The following is a 21,022-nucleotide window of genomic DNA, read 5'->3' as shown; positions in this document are numbered from 1 at the left end:
GATAAAAGTCGAAGGGTAAGGATATGGATGGGTGAGATCACCCCAGTTATGGTCTGAAAGTTGTACAATGACGCTACTGGTGCAGGTGCAACTTCTGCTGCTGCCGAAGCTTGAGGAGAGTACTCTCAGGCAGTAACTTTTTACAGTGAATGAATTTTGTTTTGTATTTGATGAATTTTGTAATGAAGTGTTTAGAGGATTAATGGATTGAAGCGGTTTATTCATTAGCTGCAATGAGCTGCAATGAGTTGAGTGTAGTGCCAAGAGTGCAAGGGCCTTGTAGGGATTAAATTGTCTATAAGAACGTTTCACGAAACATTCTTAGTAGGCAATAGGCAGAATAGGCAATAGGCAGAGGCAGTCTTTCTGAAACGTCACCCCTTATCTAAATCTAAGTAGGTAGTCATAATTAATTGTAAAGGGGGGAAGTGGGAGCGTAGCCCCCAGGTAGGGAGTTTCACCCTTCCACCCCCAAAATTATCTTTAATTTAATTGCGCCAATTTAATTGCGCCTAGCTGCTTACTCTCTATTTTCTAACCAGGTTTTCGAATAAACGCTAAACGATAATAGCAGACCCGGTCTAATTAAATTTTTTCAAAATCAAATGGTTGGAGTTCTTCCCTTAAGAAATCAATACTTCCCCACCAGCAAAAATTTTAGAGATGTTTTGTGAAATGAAGTTAGAAAGAGTAATTGGTTGCCCTGAATAAGAACTTAATTTTTGCCAAATTGTGAAGTTGAATTCCGCGGTTTGTATTGCAGACAATTTGAGAAACCATAACTCGAATGGCGATTCTACACGGAAGCTGGTTGCTCCAACCCCAAAGGTACAGTTCTGATGATAATCAAGCCACAGGTATGGCGGAGTCGTCATCGGCCTCAGAGTATTTATCTTCGGGCTCAGAGTATTTATCTTCGGGTTGCCTGTTTATCTGGGGGGAAACCTGGCGCAGAATTACACCAGACATGCTGGAACCGAGGGGCGGCACTGAAGAATCTCTGTTGGGAGCGGTGTTGACTCATCCCTTTGCGATGACGGTGGAGGAGCTGCTGGATTTTCTGCGATCGCAGCAACAGGCTGGTAGTTTGCGATTGCCCCCCGACATTTGGGAGTTGTCGCTGATGGGGCAATCGACAGGTCGGCGATCGCGAAGCGCCGCATCCTCCCGTACGAAATCCACTTCAGCCTCGCCTACCCCGACAGAGTCATCAACGTCACGCTGGCGGCAGCAAGGGATTGCGGTGCCTTCCTACCTTGCCAGTGCGGATGGGGATACCGCTGCCAGAGTGGTGATTCCGCAACACTCAGCGGCATCCTCTACCGATGCAGAGGATAGCTATAATCCTCTATTTCTCCATCCCTGGCAGGTTGAAGGAATTTGCCTCAGTCCAGCAGAAGCTATTACCTTTCTTAACTCCCTGCCTTTGGGAGCCATGAATGCAGGAGATTCCTTTCTGGGTGGAGATTTGCGCTACTGGTCTCACATTGCCCGTTGGAGCCTGGATTTGCTGGCACGCTCCAAATTTCTCCCAGGATTGGAACGTTATCGTTCAAATGATGGCCAGAATGCTAATGATCGCTTTCTGGCACGCTGGCAACCTTTGTTGGATAGTGCGGCTGACCAGTCCCGGCTCAACCGCTTTTTGGAACAGATGCCTGCTGCCTGTCGTTTATATCAGCAAGCAACAGAGGGTTGTGATGCTGACAGCGATCGCCCCCCTCTAGCTGTCAATCTACCGATTGACCCGCAAACGCTGCTGCAAGATTTCCTCAGTAAGGGTGTGGATGCCCAAATTCGAGCATTGGTCGGGAATTATGCTACCACTGCAACAACTGAGAAAACTGCTGGACGGGCTTCTGCTCAACCTGCGATTGAATCACCAGTCTGGGAATGGTTAAAGGCATTGGGGCCCGGTTCTGGCGTTGTGGAAGCAACGGACTTGGACGGGCTGCAAACAGCTCTGACTCACTGGATGGCTCCTTTGCAGATGCGGGGGTTTGAGCAGAGTCTGTTTCGTACCTGCCTTTACCTGCATCCCCCCCAGCCTGGTCAAACGAACTGGATGTTGGAGTATTTTTTACAGGCTGCCGATGATCCAGAGTTTTTGGTGAGTGCGTCGGTCATCTGGAGCAACCCGGTGGAGCGATTGATATACCAGGGACGAGCGATCGCCCATCCTCAGGAAACCTTCCTGATGGGGTTGGGGCTGGCCTCTCGCCTTTATCCGGTGATTGAACCCAGCCTGCAAGAAGCCCGCCCTCAGTTTTGCCAGCTCACTCCACTCCAGGCTTACGACTTTCTCAAAACGGTCACCTGGCGTTTGCAGGATAGCGGTTTGGGGGTTGTGGTGCCTCCCAGTCTGGCAAGCGAGGGGGGCTGGGCCAGCCGTCTGGGGTTGAAGATTCAGGCCCAGACAGCGAAATCAAAAAAGGGCGATCGCCTGGGCTTGCAGAGTCTGCTCAACTTCCGGTGGGAACTCTCCATTGGCGGGCAAACCCTTTCCAAGGAAGAATTCGATCGCCTCGTTGCCCTCAATACCCCGCTAGTTGAAATTAACGGTGAGTGGGTCGAACTGCGTTCCCAGGATATCCGGGCGGCTCAAGCATTCTTTGCCAGTCGCAAAGACCAGACAGCTCTTTCTCTGGAAGATGCCTTGCGGATTAGTACCGGCGATACTCAGATGATTGAAAAGCTGCCCGTTGTCAGCTTTGAAGCGTCAGGGTCTCTGCAAGAACTGATCAACACCATCAGCGGTAAGCGGACCCTGGAACCCATTGCCACCCCTACCAGCTTTCGGGGTGAACTTCGCCCCTACCAGTCGCGCGGCGTTGGTTGGCTAGCGTTTTTGGAACAATGGGGTCTGGGTGCCTGCCTCGCCGATGATATGGGTTTAGGTAAAACTATCCAACTAATTGCATTTCTGCTCCATCTGAAGGAGAAGAATACTTTGGAAGCCCCCACGCTGCTGGTCTGTCCCACATCGGTTCTGGGCAATTGGGAGCGGGAAGTGAAAAAATTTGGTCCCACCCTCAAGGTGCTGCTTCATCACGGCGATGGTCGTCCCAAAGGGAAAGCTTTTGCCAGAGCGGTGCAGGGTAAAGACCTGATCATCACCAGTTATGCGTTGATCCACCGCGATCTGCCAGATTTGCAAAGTGTTTCCTGGCAGAATGTGGTTCTGGATGAAGCCCAAAATATCAAGAACCCGGATGCAAAACAGTCCCAGGCCGTCCGCCAACTGGAAGCCCCATTTCGCATTGCTCTAACAGGTACCCCGGTGGAAAACCGCCTGACAGAGCTGTGGTCAATTATGGACTTCCTCAATCCTGGTTATCTGGGGCCGAAAAACTTCTTCCAGCGCCGCTTTGCCACACCAATTGAGCGCTATGGCGATACAGACTCGCTGAAGACGCTGCGATCGCTAGTGCAGCCCTTTATTCTGCGTCGCCTCAAGACCGATCGCGACATTATTCAAGATCTGCCCGATAAGCAGGAAATGACCGTCTTCTGCGGTCTCACCGCTGAGCAAGCCGCTTTGTATCAAAATGTAGTTGAACAATCTCTGGCTGAGATTGAAGAAACCGAAGGGATTCAGCGTAAAGGCATCATCCTGGCCTTGTTGGTCAAGCTAAAGCAAATCTGTAATCATCCGGCACTATTTTTGAAGGAGTCAGGAGTCAGGAGTGAGGAATGGGGCGTAGGGAGGGGAGAAATGGAAGTTCAAAACTCAGGACTCGGAACTCAAAACTCTTTTGATCGCCGTTCTGGTAAGTTGCAGCGTCTGGAAGAAATGCTGGAAGAGGTGGTGTTGGAGGGCGATCGCGCCCTTATCTTTACCCAGTTCGCTGAGTGGGGAAAACTGCTAAAAGCCCACCTGGAGCGGCGATTAGAGCAAGAAGTGTTATTTCTCTATGGCAGCACTCCCAAAAAGCAGCGCGAAGAAATGGTCGATCGCTTCCAGCATGACCCCCAGGCTCCCCGAATCTTCATCCTGTCGCTAAAAGCAGGTGGCGTTGGCTTAAACCTGACCCGTGCGAACCATGTTTTTCACTTCGATCGCTGGTGGAACCCTGCGGTTGAAAATCAAGCCACCGATCGCGTCTTCCGTATTGGGCAAACCCGCAACGTACAGGTGCATAAATTTGTCTGCAACGGCACCTTAGAGGAAAAAATCCACGACCTGATTGAAAGCAAAAAAGCGCTGGCAGAAAATGTCGTGGGTGCAGGTGAAAACTGGCTCACAGAGCTAGATACCGATAGTTTGCGAAATCTGCTACTACTCGATCGCAGCGCCATCATTGGGGAAGAGTAGGAGGCAAGTATTGGAGGAAAGGCAAAACACTCAAGGAGTGGTGGATCGTTATAAGTAGGGCAGTGGATGAATGCTGAAACGTTGGGAACGTTAGTCAATTCGACCTGATTTCCATCGACAGGTTTGTTAACATATCTTTATAGTAATTAAAATAGGTGATTGATCTCCTGACTATGCCCCTGAGCCCAACCCAGCGCACTAAGCTCGATGAGACAGACGATGTTCTGTTTTATGAATATCCTCGCTTTGTCAACCATGTTGATGAAGGGTTTATTCAACAACTCACCGACCTCTATCGGCAGCAGTTGAAACCCAATACTCGTATTTTTGACATGATGAGCAGTTGGGTTTCTCACCTCCCAGATGAGATGGAGTTTGCCCATGTAGAAGGACACGGTTTGAACGGGGAAGAGCTGGCTCGTAATTCTCGGCTAAATCATTATTTTGTCCAGGACCTGAACCGAAACCCTAAATTGCCTTTGGAAGATCAGTCCTTCGATGCCGTTTTGAATACGGTTTCGGTGCAATACTTGCAGTACCCCGAAGCAATCTTCAGCGAGATCTACCGCATTTTAAAACCCGGTGGCATGGCCATTATAAGCTTCTCCAACCGAATGTTTTATCAGAAGGCGATTCAGGCATGGCGGGATGGGTCTGAGGATGATCGCGTCAATTTAGTCAAGCAATACTTTGAATCCACTCCTGGTTTTACCCCACCAGAGATCATTGCCCGCAAATCATCTCTCCCGCCGATTCTGCAAATGATGGGCATCCCTGGCAGTGATCCCTTCTATGCGGTGATTGCCCATCGTTCCGAATCATCAAAGTAAGTGGGTAGTCATAATTAATTTGTAAAAATTTGTAAAGGGGAAGTGGGGGTTTGCACCCACCCCCCAATGTTGCAAAATTTAGTGTTTGCAACACTAGAAACGGTAGTTGCGATCGCCCACCCATAGACTGACGGGCACACTATTCCCTTGAGCATCGACTTTAATATCCACTACAAACGCCTGGGATTGTTGCCGTTGTACCTGACCAATTTCAGCATTTAACTGATTTCGCTGGTCTTCAGGCATGTAGTAGGTTTCTAAGCCATACAACACTTGCCCGTAAGCGTACTCTCCCCGCAATGCCACCTGATTTGCCGCCAGATTGGTGGGATGAGTGGCACTCACCCGAACTGGTTTCCACGGAGTTGGAGGGTTGGTATTAGTAGATTTAGGAGCTTCCAGTACAACATAAAAAGAAAACTGTTCATTCGCTCGATGGGTGTTAAAAAATTCCTTGCCACCGGGAAGCTCCTCCAAATCGCTGGGGCGGGAAATGGTATAGCTCAAAGTTTGAGAATAACCCCGCAGTAGATCATAGGGATCAATTGGAGCCGTTTGCAGGGTAACTGGTCTGCCCGTTATAGAGGTGTAGGCATCTTGGGCCGGAATGACCACAATTAGAGCAGACTGAAACACGAGTGGCACCCAAAAGCGCCATGATGGCATTTTTTTAAGCAGGGGTTTCGCAGTTTGAACATCTGGTTCCACTTCTGCTGGAACAAACGATTTCGGTGATTCAGTGTCCGAATGGGGATTTTCAATGGGGGAATTAGAACTCATGGCATACTCTCCGGAGATGAATTTGTGGGAAGTGCAGTTCTAGACGGTTTGAGATTGCGTTCAAAATAAAGACCAGCCGCGATTACACTCACACCGCACAGAACAAAGACAAACGCTTTCAAGAGCAAATCGGTATCGTATTCCAATATCCGGCTGATAATACTCAGCACCAACAGTGACATTCCTCCCCAAAAGGTACGGCGAGTGCCCAGAGCCAACCCATCTCGAATCAGGGCGATCGCCAGCAGAAACAACATCAGATTCAATAGAAAGGGAGCAATGATTGGTAATGGTTGAATGCTCGTATGCCAGGAAAAGATAACGGCTGTAAGGATGATAAAAACGGCGATCGCCCCCGTATTGACCGACCTCTCTTGGAAAATCCTCAAGGATCTCAACTGATAACTCAACCGTAACCACCCCAGCACCGTCAGGGCGATGAATAGAATTACATCCAGGTAATGCCAGGATTGCCAGTTCCAGCGATCGCTGGCAGAACGATAGAGCGAATCATTCCAGAACCAGTGGAAAGCAAAGATATAAAACAAGATGCCGAAAAAACAGATGGCCAAACTGCGGGCGATCGCCTGAAAAGGATCAGCTGCAACGGGAACGGGGGATGCAACACGACTGCCAGATGATCTGGAAAAGCGCCAGGCATCAAGGTTATACGCCCAGAGCAGGGCGGCAGGAAGGGTGAATGCGATCGCCACTAGCCAGCCTGCATTCGGGTTATTCCAGAGGGATAATGGACGGATGCCAAACACAAAGCAGACGGCAAAGATAATTCCACCGAGGCAGAAGATGATGCGCGATCGACACCAGTACGCCAGGGGAATGAAAACCAGACTGGCTACCAGCGCCATTTCATTTATCATCATCCCTATCCAGGTCGCTCCCTGGGTAAAACTGCCACTGAACCACCACACCCAGTAGCTAATAAACAATAGAATCCACGCCAGTACTCCCAAAGAAACGAGCCTCAAGCTATACGCCATTGCCGTCACACCCAATCCCCAAATGAAGTAGAGTTCGTAGACAACTCCACTCTGATGAAACATCTGCGACATTAAAGCCATGTTCGCACCCAGAATCAGGGCCCCGGCCAGCAGTAGCCCATGTCCCAGGCGTTGCAACCCCCTTGAGGAAGCGGGACGTCGCCACAGATAAAATCCTGCCGCATTCACCCCAACAAATAAACCCATCAACAGAAATACTCGAAACTCCCGTGACCACTCCTGCCAGTTTGCCGCCACAAAGGTGATGACCCCCAACCCCAGCAAAACTCCTCCTAAGCTCAGCAAAATTGTGACAAAGCGATTGTTGGCAGAAGTTTCAATTTCATCCAATTGATAGCGTTCTGACAGACGCTGGTAGAGAGAAGCATCTATCCACCCCTCCTGCCACCACTTTTCAGCTTCCTGGCGCAACTGACGACGAAATTTTTCAGTAACCATAGTGGCTCCTTTGGTGGCTACTTCTTAAACGGATCGTATTCTGCCAGAAGTTTCTCTAACTTGGCTTCGTCCACCCGGTTTAGCACCTTATTCGATTCATAGATATCTCGTAAGGTTTTGGAAAGGCTGACAGTGGAGCCAACTGAAAACAGCAGCCCCATACCGAGGTAACCTTTTATCCAATTATCTGCTGGAAGGTAAAGAATCCCGATCGCCGTTGCAAATATTGAAATTAGGAACGAAATCCAGGATTGCAAAATCCAGGCAGAACTGTGAGATTGAGTAGGATTAAGCTTTGCCATACGTGACTCTCAAGGAAGTAATGATTGGAAGAAAGAATTGCAAACTGACCCCATCAATGGGGTAGACAACCTACTCTGCATAAAATGCAAGTGGTTGATGTCAATCACAAGTCTGAAATCAAAAATCCGAAATCAACACTGTGTAAAGCATCAAGCAAGCACACAAATGACATTTCAGAATCCGAAGTAGCCTGAACTTACCATTGGCTCCCTTTTTCATTCGTGGCGCTGTGCACCGTTCGTGGTGGCTATAGCGTTCACAAATAGTTTGTGAACAAGGGGGGGCTTCGCCTCCACGCAGGGGTGGAACCCCTGCACCCCGTTCAAATTTCAAGAAGGATCACTATGCTTATTTAATTGATGAAATTACGAAAGAGTGAAGACTGGATGGGTTCAGTTTTACGCCTCGTTGTTTAATACGTATCAGGAATTCACAACTGTCACTTCTACTCTTGTGCCACTTTTAGCGAGTGGTCTGGAACAAACGATAGGAAGGAGCGTCTGCAGCAGGATTTGAAATGGATGTAGAGATTTCTTGAATGGACAGATTAAAGAAATGGACAGATTGAGGTTTTGTACGTTAATCCTGGGTAGAGAGCAGTTGCTGGAATCGCAGAATCCTTAAAGTAGCAGCAGAAGCCGTTAATCAATTGATTTGGAAATGATTTGGAAACCGCAAAAGACTCAAAACAAATCAGAGTGTGATTTGATTCTGGCATTGCAATCATTCCTTGATAACTGCGATCGCCAAACCTCTGATAACTGCGATCGCTAAACTTCCGTTGATTACTTCCCACCCGTAAAAGTAATTCCTTGAATGAAGTAGCGGTTAAAAAAGGCATAAATGGCCAGGGCTGGCAAGGTGAAAATCATTGATGCAGCCATGATGTAGTTCCAGTAGCTGATGTATTCTCCCTTAAAGGCATTGAGCCCCAGTGGCAACGTAAACATTTCTGGATCGGACATCACAACCAGTGGCATTAAAAACTCATTCCAGGCACCCATAAAGACAAAAATCGTTTGAGCGGCCAGTGCTGGTTTGGCCAGCGGCAACACAATTTGAAAAAACGTTTCAAATCTTCCTAACCCATCTAAAGCTGCCGCCTCTTCCAGTTCCTTGGGAAAGTTGATGAAGAACTGTCGCATCATAAAAATAAAGGTGGCATTAATCGCTCCTGGAACAATCAATCCCTGATAGGTATTGAGCCATCCGAAGGATTTCAGGATCAGAAATTTAGGCAGCAAGGTGATTTGCCCTGGAACCATCAGTGCGGCCAGGATGAGGAAAAACCAGAACTGATTTCCGGGAAAACGAATTCTTGCCAAGGCATAACCGGCCATAGAGTTGAATAGCAGGTTGAAGAGGGTGATGAAAATTGCGGCGATCGCACTATTGAGAAACCAGCGACCAAACAAAGGTTCTTGAGTGGAAATCTGGCGATAGTTTGCCAGGGTAAAGTTTTGTGGAATGAAATGGATGCCCCCCTCTGCAATCTCGGATAGGGGCTTAAATGAAGCTGATAATGCCCAGGCAAAGGGTAGAAATGTGATGAGTGCGTAGACAATCAGGACGGTATATAAAAGAATCGTTGACCAGCGGATTGGTTTCATTTGTTTTTCCCCTTAATCGGCTCTTCTGGAAGTTTGAGCGCCCTTAATCGAATCGTTCTTCCCGGAAGAGTTTGCGTTGAATTAAGGTCGAAATCATGAGTACGGCTGCCAGCATGAGTGTTAACGCCAGGGCATAACCCATATCTAGATTTTTGAAGGCGTACTGATAAATGAGCAAAACAATTGTCAAAGTTGAATCATTTGGCCCACCAGAACCGGCTGAGAAAATGTAGGACTGATCAAATAGCTGGAAAGTACCGATAATTCCCATCACCACCACAAAAAAAGTGACCGGCTGTAGAAACGGCAGCGTGATATAGAAAAACTTCTCCCAGCGGCTTGCTCCGTCCAGTGTGGCAGCTTCATACAAACTGGCTGGAATATCCTGCAACGCCGCCAGGTAAATCACCATGAACAGGGGGGCCGTAGCCCAAATGTTCATGATCATGATTCCTTTCAATGCCACAGCTGGATCGCCCAACCAGTTATAAGTAGGTAAACCCACAAAACTGAGAATGCTATTGAGCAACCCATTGGAGTTATAAATCCACATGAAAATCAGGGTTAGAACCGCCGAAGAGGTCACTGTGGGCAGAAAAAATGCCACTCGGAACCAGGAACGCCCTTTAATTTGAGCATTAAGAACCAGTGCCAGAGAAAGGGCCAGCAGAGTTTGAATTGGAACGACGATCGCTACATACTCAGCGGTATTTTTTAACGCCCTCCAGACGCGATCGTCATTTGCCATCCGAATAAAGTTTTTGAACCCAATAAACTGATAGCTAACTTCTCCCAGAAGCTGCACTTTATAAAATGCCAGCATCACGGCATAAATAATAGGAAGAAATAGAAAAATCCCGGCAATTAGAATTGTTGGAGCCATGAAGGAGTAGCCTGTCACCGCTTCTTTCACAGCCTGAGTTCGCCAGATTTTTTCTAATTTGCTTTTCATGCTATAACGATCCTTCTTGAAATTTGAATGGGATGCAGGGGGCGGAACCCCTGCGTGGGGGCGAAGCCCCAACCCCCCTTGTTCATAAACTATTTGTGAACGTTATAATTTGCCCAGTAAATCTCTCGATTAGCGGTTTCCTGTGCTTTTTTCATTGCGATCGCCAGCGGCTGCTCCCCCAATAATGCACTGATAAATTGATTGTTGAAATTCATGCGGATAGTTGGCAAATTTTCTCCTGCCTGCCAGATCGTGGCGTAGCGAGCTCCCTTTGCAAAAGGCTTATATAGAGGGTTTTTGTCATATCCCAGTTCAGTGAGCACAGAGCGACGGGCAGGTAATGCCAATCCCTGAGTTGCCCAGGCTTTCATTCCTTCTTTTTCAGTTAAATAGGAAATCAATTTCCAGGCCGCGTTTTTATGTTTCGTCTTCCGGTTCATCACGTAGGCAACTGTAAAAGCCATCGTTCCAGGCCTGCCATTCACCGTTGGAACTTCTGCGGTGCCAATATCTAAGTTGGGAAAGGTCTCCTTGAAATAGGGAATGGACCAGGGACCTTCAATCACCATCGCAGCTTTTCCCTGCCCTAGCATTTCGCTACCCCAGGTTGCTCCCACATCCGTCGGTTGAGCGGCGGTGCGATCGCGGCGATACTGATCAACAATCATTTGCAATCCTTTCAAACCATTGGGTTCAGCAAAGCGGGCATAGCCATTCTGATCGATCAGTCTGCCGCCAAAAGCTTTGATCATAAAAGTTTGACGGGCAAGTTCGGGAGCAATGCCAAACCCATATTGGTCAATTTTTCCATCTCCATTTTTATCTACCGTCAGCTTTTGGGCATCAGCCATCAATTCTTCCCAGGTTTGGGGAGGTTGGGTAATGCCAGCCGCTGCAAACGCCTCCTTGTTATAAATTAATGCCAATGTAGAAAAGTCCTTGGGCAGGCCATAGAGTCGGCCCTGATATTTGAAGGCATTGAGCAAAGAAGGTTCAAAATCAGCCAGATTAAAATCTGGAGTAATGTAATTATCTAATGGCTCCAGCACGTTATGTTTCATCAATAACGGCGCTTCAAACACATCCAGATAAAAAACATCAGGAGCCACATCCCCAATCAAGCGAGTTTTAATCACATCCATATACTCGCTGTTAATCGTTTCGTACTTAACTTTGATATCTGGGTTCTTCTTTTCAAAGTTTCTAATCAATCGCTCCAAAAGCTGCTTTTCATTTGGGTTACTTTGCCATCCACTTAACCGAATCGTAGTCACCTGTTCAGTTGCCTGGCCCGACAGACGACAACCGGGAAGCGCGATCGCCGTCAATGCTAAGAACGTTATCCCAATGGATTTGAACATCAAATTCATACCGTAAATCAGTGGGAAGCTATTAGTTGTTGGTTGTTAGTTGTTAGGGAGGGGTGGAGGGGTGGAGGAGTTTTGAGGAGTTTGTCAAATTTTTTGTGGCAATGCTGGAAGGGGGGTCGAGGGAATCAGGATTTCAAGAAGCCAGAGCCCTGTTTCTAGAACACCCTCGATGAGTTTTGAGTCCTGAATTGCTCCAGCCCCTAATCCCTGCTCCCTCGCCCCCAATCCCTGACTCCTGTCTCCTTTCTTCTTCCTTCTTCTCTATTGCGTTTAATTAAAACACCCCCCCGGAACCAAGTTCTTTGCTTTATCTATAAGAGAAATGGCCGGAGGTGCAGAGATGGATCAGGCGGAACGGATAACCTGGCTGAGGCAAAACACCAATTTAGAAGCATTGTCAGAAGAGGCGTTGGGGGCGATCGCGGCGGCTGTCCAAGAAGATACCATCCAGGAAAATCGGCGACTGGTACTGGAAGACACCCAACCGGATGCTCTCTATATTTTAAAATCTGGGCGGCTGGAAAGTTACCGCACCAGTAAAAACAGCCTCGCCAGAGCATTAAGTCTGCTGCCGGGAAGCATTTTACATTTGAAAGAATTGTTACTAGATCAGCCTGCGGAACAGACCGTGATCACCTTAAGCGAATGTGTGGTTTGGGTGATTCCGCGATTGGAGTTTCTGGCGATCGCCCAACACTACCCCGAAATTAGCCAGATTTTCTCGCGCCAACTGGCTACTGAACTCGATCAGGTTTCTGCTCAGCTTTCCTACGAACGGGAGCGACAGACCGCTTTGCGACCTTACCTGGTACCCAAAGTAAAGCGGGGAATCCTTGGCAGCAGCCGTTATGCAGCCCGTCTCCGTCAGGACATTCGAAAAGCCTCGCAAGATCGAAAATCAGTGCTGATTTTTGGTGAACCAGGGCTAGGAAAAGACAATGCGGCAGCCCTGATTCACTTCGGTTCTAGAGATCGCCATGAACCGATGATCAAAATCAACTGCGATACTCTGCAGGCAAGTGGAGCCGAATTATTCGGGCGAGCAGGTGGTAAAGCGGGGTTAATTGAGTGGTTGGGCGAAGGAACTCTGCTGCTGAACAACATTCAAGAACTGCCACCAGAGCTTCTGGACAAACTGGTGAAATTGTTGGAGACAGGAGAATACACTCCGGTTGTACGGGAAGGCGACCCTCCCCCCGCTCGCCGTCGCTGTCAGGCACGCATCATGATGGTTTCAGAAAAGGTTTTGCCTGCCCTGGAGCATAAAGGACTGGTAGGACACATCATCAAAGTCCCCCCGCTGCGGGTGCGCAAAGCAGACATTGAGGCCCAGGTTCAGTACTACCTGAGCTTATTCTGCCGTGCCCGTGGACTTCCCAAACCGAAGGTAGCACCAGAAGCCATTCGCCGTCTTCAAGGATATGACTTTCCCGGCAACTTAACAGAACTGGAAAGCCTGGTAGAACGGGCAATCTTGCAAGCCAACGGAGCCGCTGAACTGACGGAAGAAGTTTTTTGGTCAGTCAGTACTAAGGCCAAGCGATTTCGCGTGAATCTATTGAACCTTTACCCCAACCTGCGCAAGTTTCTGCGCAGCCCCTGGTATCCCGATCGCATCAATTACGGTTTTACCCTTGGCTTTTTTGCCGTGGTGGTTGCCATTCTGATGCTGGGTCCACAGAGCCGGGAACGCAACATCGCCCTCACCTTTTTCTGGGCCTGGTGGTGGCCGCTGATTCTGGTCGCCTTTCCGTTTGTGGGGCGCATCTGGTGTGCCTTCTGCCCGTTCATGATCTATGGCGAACTGGCGCAGAAAGTTTCCCTCTGGCTCTACCCCCGCAAACTGCTGCCCTGGAACCGGGAACGGGCCGAGAAGTGGGGTGGCTGGTTTTTGTTTGGCCTGTTTACTCTCATTCTGCTATGGGAAGAACTATGGCATCTGGAAAATACCGCCTACCTGTCGGGGTGTCTGCTGCTGCTAATTACCGCGGGGGCAGTGATCTTTTCCCTGTTGTTTGAGCGCCGCTTCTGGTGCCGCTACCTCTGCCCCATTGGTGGCATGAATGGGCTGTTTGCCAAACTCTCTGTTACTGAACTGCGGGCGCAACAGGGGATTTGTTCGGCAACCTGTACCACATACCAGTGCTACAAGGGCGGACCTCAGAAGGGAGAAGGAATGGAAACGGGGGGGTGTCCTCTCTATTCCCACCCTGCTCAATTAGAAGACAACCGGGATTGTGTTCTCTGCATGACCTGTCTGAAAGCCTGCCCCCATCGCTCTGTGGAGTTCAACCTGCGCCCGCCAGGAGTTGAGCTGTGGACTACCCATAAACCCCTGGCCTACGAAGTGTGTTTGATGTTTCTACTGTTTGGTGCTGTATTCTTACACCGTTTACCGGAAATTGAGGGACAGTTTGGCTGGGATCTGGATCTGGATCACTTCGGAATTCATACCGGGGTTTCGGTGCTGGCATTAATGGTTCCTGCTGCGATCGCCCTCCTTGCCCATACCTTCACTCGCCTGACCCAACAAAGCAGCAAACCTCAGCCGTTTGTAGAACTCGCCTACGGCTACTTGCCTCTGGTGTTGGGTGCAAATCTGGCGCATTATTTGAGGTTGGGACTGACTGAAATGGGACGGATTATTCCCGTCACCTTTGCCACCTTTGGCTTTGGCAGGGCGAATTTGCCGGTTGCCGTTGCCCATCCCGCCGTGGTCGCCTTCCTGCAAGCAGTAACATTAATTTTCGCCTTCTGGTTTAGTGTGTTTCTAACCCAGAAGATTGCTCGTCAGCCATTCTGGAGACTGTTGCCACAATACCTGGCTATGGTTGCGATTGGCTCTCTAATCTGGAAGGTAGTTGTAGGATGGTGAGATATAGCTCTACGCGGGTGCGTTAGGACATCGGAATTAGAGAGGGAGTGGGGGCTGCGCCCCCAGGCAGGGGGGCACCTCCTCCACTTTGCCTTTAGTGTGTAGCTGTCGCCAGGTTGTCACTGGATTTAAGGGGGATGGGGGCGCAGCTCCAGACTACCCTTCTTTCACCGGCTGGCCAAAAGAGCCCGGCGCCTTAGAATGTCTAAAAGTGTCGAGAAGTAGGATGGGATGGGAGCGATCGCCTCGATCTGTTCACCGGAAACTGGATGCTGAAGGCGTAAGCGCCAGGCATGTAACGCCTGCCCCGGAAGGTTGACACCTACCGAACGCCCCGAACTGTAATCGGGGTCGCCAACGATGGGAAAACCTATATGGGCCGTATGAACCCGAATCTGATGGGTGCGCCCCGTTTCCAGTGCAAAATTTATCAGGGTATAGTTACCCAGGCGTTCCTGAATTTGCCAGTGGGTGATGGCGTAGCGTCCACCCTTTGCTTCGGGAACGATCGCCATCTTTTTCCGATCTGCTGGATGCCGACCAATTGGGGCTTCTATCGTTCCCTGCTCCGTTTTGGGTGCCCCGTAGACGACTCCCAGGTATTCCCGTCGAGCCGTTTTTTCTTTGAATTGCTGTTGCAACCGAAGATGGGCAAAGTCATTTTTGGCAACGGCGATCGCCCCCGTTGTATCCTTATCCAGTCGGTGAACAATTCCCGGTCGCTGAATGCCGCCAATCCCAGATAGGGTACTGGCCCCCGACTCGGTACGGCAGTGCCACAGGAGTGCATTCACCAACGTCCCGCTGACATGCCCTGGTGATGGATGAACCACCATCCCTGCTGGCTTGTTGATTATCAACAAATCGGCATCCTCGTACAGGATGGAGAGGGAAATGTTTTCAGGCTGAATGTTGAGGGGTTCAGCATCGGGAATTGTAATGTGGATGCGATCGCCCGCCTGCACAATCTCCTTTTTGGCAGAGCAAACCTTACCGTTGAGTACGACCTGATTGTGCCCAATTAGCTTTTGAATGCGCGATCTCGACAGATCATCCAACTGATCTGCCAGGAACGCATCCAGGCGTTCCCCTGCATCTTCTGCCTCAACCTGTAGCTCAATCTCTGCGGTCAACTCTACAAAGGACAAAGGGTTTATATGGTAGCCATCACCCATCCATTCCTGGAATCCCATGGGTACGCTTCGCTAGTCCATCCTACCCTGACTCGATATAGTTCTACGCAAATGCGTCAGGACATTGGGTTTGAAGGGAGGGGGGCGGTGTTCCCAGCCAAGGGGGCCACCCCTGCACCCCATCCTAACCACAAGAACTACCGCTTACCCATCATGCCCTGGTATTTTAGTTTCCAGAAATCGCTTGTGTGCTTTAACGCAAAGGTCTACAGCCTGACAGGACCGAGTGCAGATTGACCACTGATCCAATCACCGCGATCGCCGGAGCCCCAAACTGCTTTTCCTCCACTTGTTGCACGATGGTTGCCAGCGTACCTGTTAATTCTTCTTGGTTGGGTCGAGTTCCCCAGCGAACCAGGGCGACGGGAGTTGCCAAACTGAGTCCAGCGGCCACTAATTGCTCAACGATCGCTGCCAGGTTGTGAATACCCATGTAAATAACGATGGTTTCGGAGCCATGGGCGATCGCCTGCCAATTCACAGCAGGACGATATTTTCCGGCCCCTTCATGCCCGGTGACAAACGTTACTGAAGAACTATAGTTCCGGTGGGTTAGCGGAATGCCAGCATAGGCAGGAGCCGCAATTCCAGAAGTAATTCCCGGCACCACTTCTACGGGAATTCCAGCTTCCACCAATCCCTCCATCTCCTCACCACCGCGCCCAAAAATAAACGGGTCTCCCCCTTTCAACCGCACAACGATCGCGGCCTCTTTAGCCTTTTCGATTAGCAATTGAGTGATGTCTTCTTGCAGCATCGAGTGCATGCCTTTCCGTTTTCCTGCGTTGATCTGCTCCGCCTGTGGGTTAATCATTCCCAGAATGGGTGCGCTAACCAGGGCATCGTAAACCACCACATCAGCACATTCCAGCAGTGCTTTACCTTTCAGAGTCATCAATCCTGGATCTCCAGGTCCAGCACCGACTAAATAAACTTTGCCTGAATGGGTCATTGGAGAGCCCTCCTTGCCAGTTCCATCAGAAGGTCTGCCAGTTCGGCAGAGGCTTCTAGCGGCGAGGTGAGGTGCAGACTGAGGCCGGGAAATTGGCTGGAAAGAAGGATGACCTGTTGGGCGATCGCGTCCGTGACCGTGCCTTTGAACAGAAAGTAGGGAAAAATCGCAATTTTCCTCAGTCCTAGGCTCCTCAGTTCGCTTAAGCGCGTTTCCAGATCGGGAGGAACAGCCCAGTAAGCAGGTACTGCACCCAATCGTTCTGCTAAAGCTTCAATCGCCCGATTCGCGTTAGGGCGGCGGCTACCGTGAGCCAGCAAAATCCAGGCTTCTGCGGGCACTGCTGCCATCCGCTCAGTAATGAGACGATACAGCCTTGGATGGGAACCCAGATGGGGAGCAATTTCGACCTGGAATGACCGCCCTAACACCTGCTGCGCTAAAGCGACTTCTGAGGGAATGTCTTCCATCACATGGACACCCTGAAGCAGAAATAATGGCAAGACTACAATTCTGAGAGGGGCAGAGAGAGCAGGGTTTGCTGCTGCTGTCCAGAGTTGATGCCCAAAGTCTACGATCTGCTCATGAAGCGAGGTGGAAGATCCTTCAAGAGAAGCCACTTCGACAGAAGGTGAATTCAATTCTAAGCTGGACGCTTCATCCGCGTCATAAAACGCTGGAATGGCTAAATTTCCGTTAAATAGTAATTTTTCTTCAGGCTCAACGGTAGTGGTTTTAGCTCCAACCAGCGATGCAAGTTTAAAGTACTGAATTCGCTGGTAGAAAAATCGCGCCAGCCCCCTGGCTGCCTCCTGAGGGCGGCGATCGCAGCTACCATGAAAAACCAGCAAGTAGGCAGGGACGCTTTGCAAAACAGTGGATTTGGAAAAGATTGCGGAGGCGTATCTCGAATTCTAACGTTCAGGGCAATAAACTCTGTAACCGGGAAGACAAACCAGGAGGTAAAAGATAGAAGCCAGAAGCTGGCAGGGATTTATTGCGGCTCCTGACTTCTGGCTCCTGACTTCTTTCCAGGTTCTTTCTAGTACAGCACAGCGGAGATACGGATACCATTCTGGCTCCCTACTTCCCACTCCCTAACCCAATGTTTGCTGGACTTATGCCATCCTGCACTAGTTATTGGAACCCTGCACGTAGGCCAGCGTGAGACTGTCGTGGGCTAGGAAGTGGGCGAGGTGGAATGCCCGGTCCTCGGTCTCCAGCAGCATCTGCTCGTACATCAAGCGGGTGGCGCGATCGCCCAGGCTTTCTGCCTGCCCCGCCTGACGCCTGAGTACGTTGATAATTGCCTGCTCTGCCTTCAAGTCATTTTCAACCATTTGTCGGCAGCTAAAAGTCCCATCAGGTTCGGGGGTAAAGCAGCACAATTCAGCTAGCTTTGAAAAGCTAGCAACTGGAGTGCCACCTAACCCGTTAAGCCGCTCTCCAATTTTATGAACGTATCCCTCAACTTGCTCATAGCTTTCTGAGAAGAATTCATGGAGGGAATAAAACTCAGCACCTTCAACTACAAAATGATGCTTTTGATACTGCAAATAGAGTGCCTGAAAACTTGCCAGAGCAATATTAAACCCTTCACAGATAGGTGCAGTAACCGAGCGGTCTAACAAAACCGGATTGTCGTAAACCTGATCAAAGGAACGAATTGAACTTTGAGTATCAGCCATTGTTTCCTCCCCTTGGCATCTTCAGGATCTTTTTTCAGGATCTTTTTCTGAAAGTATATTCAATTTATCACGGCCAATTTAAGAGTCAAGAAGAGATTTTTTATCTATTAAGAATCATTTGCAACATAAGAACCCAGTTTGGAATTGTCATTAAGTTTTAACCTGATGAATGCGTAGATCCAAAGAGTTCACCTTGAACAAATTTGTCGATTAAAAAAACGCCAAAATTTAGCAAATAAGTATGAGCAAATCTTCAGAAGATACAAATGAAGATACAAGTATTGATTAACGGAGAAGCAAAGGTTGAAATGATTGTTGCTATATCTATAGCAGTCCTAAATCAGTCGTGAGATTGAGAGACTTTGTGAAAAAGTAAGTAGGTAGTCATAATTAATTTGTAAAGGGGGGAGTGGGGGCTGCGCCCCCAGTCCGGGGGTGAAACCCCCTCCACCCCCAAAATTATTCTTAATTTAATTGCGCCTAGCTGCTTATTTCTGTGGAATACTGTCTCACAATCCAAATAGGATCGCTATATAGCAACCCTGGCAGGGAGTGAGGAGTGGATGGGTGGATGAGTGGATGAGTGGATGAGTGGATGAGTTCTGAATTGCTCCAATACCCGATCCCTAGTGTTTGCAACACTAGCCCCTAGCCCCCAGTCCCAATCCCTGACTCCTGGCTCCTGGCTTCTCTCTTCTTTACTTCCCATGGCTTCTACTGCTGAGAAAGCCGCTGCATGGGCTGATCGGCTAAAAGTTGATGGGTTTCTTTCAGGAGGTCTGGAATTTTATCCGCGTGGGGGCTGTTGACCAGGCAAGCCCTCAGAGCATTTCGATCTACCTGATCGGCTCTGGCTCCGGGGAACCAGTGGCTGGCCTGCCCCAGCAGGTTGTAACGCATTTTGGCATAATCCACCATGTCGTAGGCGATCGCCAAATTTCTTAACCAAAGAATTATGGGAATGTTTAACCCACCAGGGGTTTCCTGGGGTGTGGGTAAGCCAAGGTGCCAGGTTTTGTACCAGGTTTCACCCAGGCGAGCGATCGCGGCCTGTTCTAGCCGTTCAATGATTGGAGGCAATATTTCGTCTGCTCTGTCGAGTAAATCCAGTGCCTGCAGGTGTTCATCGAAATCTTGAGGTTTGGCAGCCCCAATGCTGAGAGTATGAACCTGGGAATGGCTGAGGCAAAACAGGTTGTTGAAGACTAGCGGACTCAAGGGATGACAAAGCTCAATCAGGCGACGGGGTGGTTCGTAAAGCATTCCCCCTTTATTCGATGGGCTGATAATAAACACCCCCATGTCCAGCCGGGTAGCTGCTTCAATGGCTTGCCAGTTATTCTGGTAGATGTAGTACCAGTGCAGGTTGACATAATCAAACTGGTTGGTTTCGATAGTCTGCAAGATAACGTCTGTCGGGGCATGGGTTGAAAACCCAATAAAGCGAACTTTGCCCTCTTTCTGCAACTGCCGCGCCACATCCAGACACCCTCCAGGGCGAATGGAGTCATGTAGCAGTTCCGGTGTATTTATTCCGTGCAGTCCCAGCAGATCAACGTAGTCCAGCTTCAAGTAGGAGAGGGATCTTTCAAATTTACGGCGAAATTCTCCTGAGTCTGCTTCCGGAGAAACCTTGGTTTGCACAATGATTTCTTCACGGGGAAGGGTCGGTAGAATTTGACCCAGTTGCATTTCGGAACTGCCATAGCCCCGTGCTGTTTCAATGTGGTTAATGCCAAGTTCCAGCGATCGCCAGATAGTCGCCTCCAGATTTTGTTGATTTTCGCGAGGCACCTCTCGCATGGGTAAATCCTGCCACTTGTACTGATATCGCATCCCGCCGCAGGAAAAGACAGGCATCTGCAACTCTGTGCGTCCAAATCGTCTGTATTCCATGGTACCTGCTACCTATCTCCTGTTTGGGTTCCAGTGCGCTCCTGAATGCCGCTTACAACCAGTTTCAATCTCATATCTCCAATCAATCGTATCAACTGGAAATTCCTTTAGCAGCATGGCCAGATCATCCACAATTGGAATGGCTAACTGGTCACGGTAAGCCGTTTTGCCAATCAGATTCAGGTCTTCACAATAGAGGGGATTGGTGTTGTAGGTACCGTCTTTGTTGAGAAAGCGAGAGGCTTCAAATACGGTGATGCGATGGCTGTTGACAAATCGACGATGAGGTTTCTGGGATGAGGGTCGCGATCGCTGTCTAATCCTGGTTTCCTTCGTTTGCCAGAGATGATCCAGGCAAATGTGAATATCCTTTTTAAGCCGGACACAATGGGTTTGGCTTGTCTGAAAAGGCGAAAAAATATAAGTACGGACAGCCGTTGGCGTATCGCGGTCTACCAGCTTGAGAATGCCCTGCTTACCTCTATACTGTTTGAGGACTTTGTAAGGCTTGCTGGCAGTTTTGTCTTTTTTGGCCCAAAGGACTCGCCTGATTCAGTCAAGTAGAAGTCAAGTAGATCAATAAAAATCCGGTCAACGCGCATTCACTAAGCGGTATAAAATATCACACCGCTAGGGTTCCCCCCTTAGCAACAGTTAGATATATTTCCTTGCGGGTATGGTTAAAAGAGCCCTGACTTGGGAGATAAGAAGTCAGGAGCCAGAAGCTATAGCGTTCCTTCTTGAAATTTGAACAGGGTGCAGGAGTTCCACCCCCTTATTTTTACAAATAGTTTGTGAACG

14 protein-coding genes are annotated in these 21,022 nt (G+C 49.2%); 3 read left to right on the top strand and 11 right to left on the bottom strand.

The window, feature by feature from the left end:
• The first annotated feature begins 787 nt into the window (after positions 1 to 787).
• The gene (locus tag P4D80_RS07965; RefSeq protein ID WP_421658491.1) at positions 788 to 4,315 is read left to right on the top strand and encodes a DEAD/DEAH box helicase; all 3,528 of its coding nucleotides are present in this window, start codon (positions 788 to 790) and stop codon (positions 4,313 to 4,315) included.
• A gap of 173 nt (positions 4,316 to 4,488) precedes the next feature.
• Complete coding sequence (locus P4D80_RS07960) at positions 4,489 to 5,145, top strand: class I SAM-dependent methyltransferase (RefSeq protein ID WP_421658489.1); 657 nt, start codon at positions 4,489 to 4,491, stop codon at positions 5,143 to 5,145.
• 93 nt (positions 5,146 to 5,238) lie between these two features.
• Here the strand turns inward: P4D80_RS07960 and P4D80_RS07955 are convergent, their stop codons facing one another.
• The 6 genes from P4D80_RS07955 to P4D80_RS07930 form a co-directional block, all read right to left on the bottom strand.
• Entirely contained in the window at positions 5,239 to 5,925 is a 687-nt protein-coding gene (locus P4D80_RS07955) for a GDYXXLXY domain-containing protein (RefSeq protein WP_421658488.1), read from the bottom strand.
• Complete coding sequence (locus P4D80_RS07950) at positions 5,922 to 7,382, bottom strand: DUF2157 domain-containing protein (RefSeq protein ID WP_421658487.1); 1,461 nt, start codon at positions 7,380 to 7,382, stop codon at positions 5,922 to 5,924. Before P4D80_RS07950 ends, P4D80_RS07955 begins: the two co-directional genes overlap by 4 nt.
• A gap of 17 nt (positions 7,383 to 7,399) precedes the next feature.
• Positions 7,400 to 7,684, bottom strand: a complete 285-nt coding sequence (locus P4D80_RS07945) for a YiaA/YiaB family inner membrane protein (RefSeq protein WP_421658486.1) — start codon at positions 7,682 to 7,684, stop codon at positions 7,400 to 7,402.
• A 786-nt stretch (positions 7,685 to 8,470) separates the two neighbouring features.
• Positions 8,471 to 9,295: a carbohydrate ABC transporter permease gene (locus P4D80_RS07940; protein WP_421658485.1), complete on the bottom strand. Its 825-nt coding sequence runs from the start codon at positions 9,293 to 9,295 to the stop codon at positions 8,471 to 8,473.
• A 43-nt stretch (positions 9,296 to 9,338) separates the two neighbouring features.
• The gene (locus P4D80_RS07935; protein ID WP_421658484.1) at positions 9,339 to 10,247 is read right to left on the bottom strand and encodes a carbohydrate ABC transporter permease; all 909 of its coding nucleotides are present in this window, start codon (positions 10,245 to 10,247) and stop codon (positions 9,339 to 9,341) included.
• A gap of 89 nt (positions 10,248 to 10,336) precedes the next feature.
• Positions 10,337 to 11,608, bottom strand: coding sequence for an ABC transporter substrate-binding protein (locus P4D80_RS07930; RefSeq protein ID WP_421658483.1), 1,272 nt, complete (start codon positions 11,606 to 11,608; stop codon positions 10,337 to 10,339).
• 349 nt (positions 11,609 to 11,957) lie between these two features.
• Here P4D80_RS07930 and P4D80_RS07925 point away from each other — a divergent pair, with 349 nt between their 5' ends.
• Positions 11,958 to 14,492, top strand: a complete 2,535-nt coding sequence (locus tag P4D80_RS07925) for a sigma 54-interacting transcriptional regulator (protein ID WP_421658481.1) — start codon at positions 11,958 to 11,960, stop codon at positions 14,490 to 14,492.
• Positions 14,493 to 14,659: 167 nt separating this feature from the next.
• Here the strand turns inward: P4D80_RS07925 and P4D80_RS07920 are convergent, their stop codons facing one another.
• The 5 genes from P4D80_RS07920 to P4D80_RS07900 all read right to left on the bottom strand — a co-directional run bounded on the left by P4D80_RS07920 (position 14,660) and on the right by P4D80_RS07900 (position 20,221).
• Positions 14,660 to 15,685 (bottom strand): RluA family pseudouridine synthase, encoded by a 1,026-nt coding sequence (locus tag P4D80_RS07920; protein ID WP_421658479.1) that lies wholly within the window; start codon positions 15,683 to 15,685, stop codon positions 14,660 to 14,662.
• Between the two features lie 193 nt (positions 15,686 to 15,878).
• Positions 15,879 to 16,637 (bottom strand): uroporphyrinogen-III C-methyltransferase, encoded by a 759-nt coding sequence (gene cobA / locus P4D80_RS07915; protein ID WP_421658476.1) that lies wholly within the window; start codon positions 16,635 to 16,637, stop codon positions 15,879 to 15,881.
• Positions 16,634 to 17,509 carry a sirohydrochlorin chelatase gene (locus P4D80_RS07910; protein WP_421658475.1) on the bottom strand — a complete coding sequence of 292 codons (876 nt, stop codon included), beginning with the start codon at positions 17,507 to 17,509 and terminating at the stop codon, positions 16,634 to 16,636. The genes cobA and P4D80_RS07910 overlap by 4 nt, the downstream gene beginning before the upstream one ends.
• Positions 17,510 to 17,770: 261 nt before the next feature.
• Complete coding sequence (locus P4D80_RS07905; RefSeq protein WP_421658474.1) at positions 17,771 to 18,325, bottom strand: Dps family protein; 555 nt, start codon at positions 18,323 to 18,325, stop codon at positions 17,771 to 17,773.
• A gap of 714 nt (positions 18,326 to 19,039) precedes the next feature.
• Entirely contained in the window at positions 19,040 to 20,221 is a 1,182-nt protein-coding gene (locus P4D80_RS07900; RefSeq protein WP_421658473.1) for an aldo/keto reductase, read from the bottom strand.
• Positions 20,222 to 21,022 lie beyond the last annotated feature (801 nt).

Source organism: Leptothermofonsia sp. ETS-13 (genome assembly GCF_049200465.1).
Classification (GTDB): Bacteria; Cyanobacteriota; Cyanobacteriia; order Leptolyngbyales; family Leptolyngbyaceae; genus Leptothermofonsia.
This window is presented reverse-complemented; position numbering and strand designations above follow the sequence as displayed.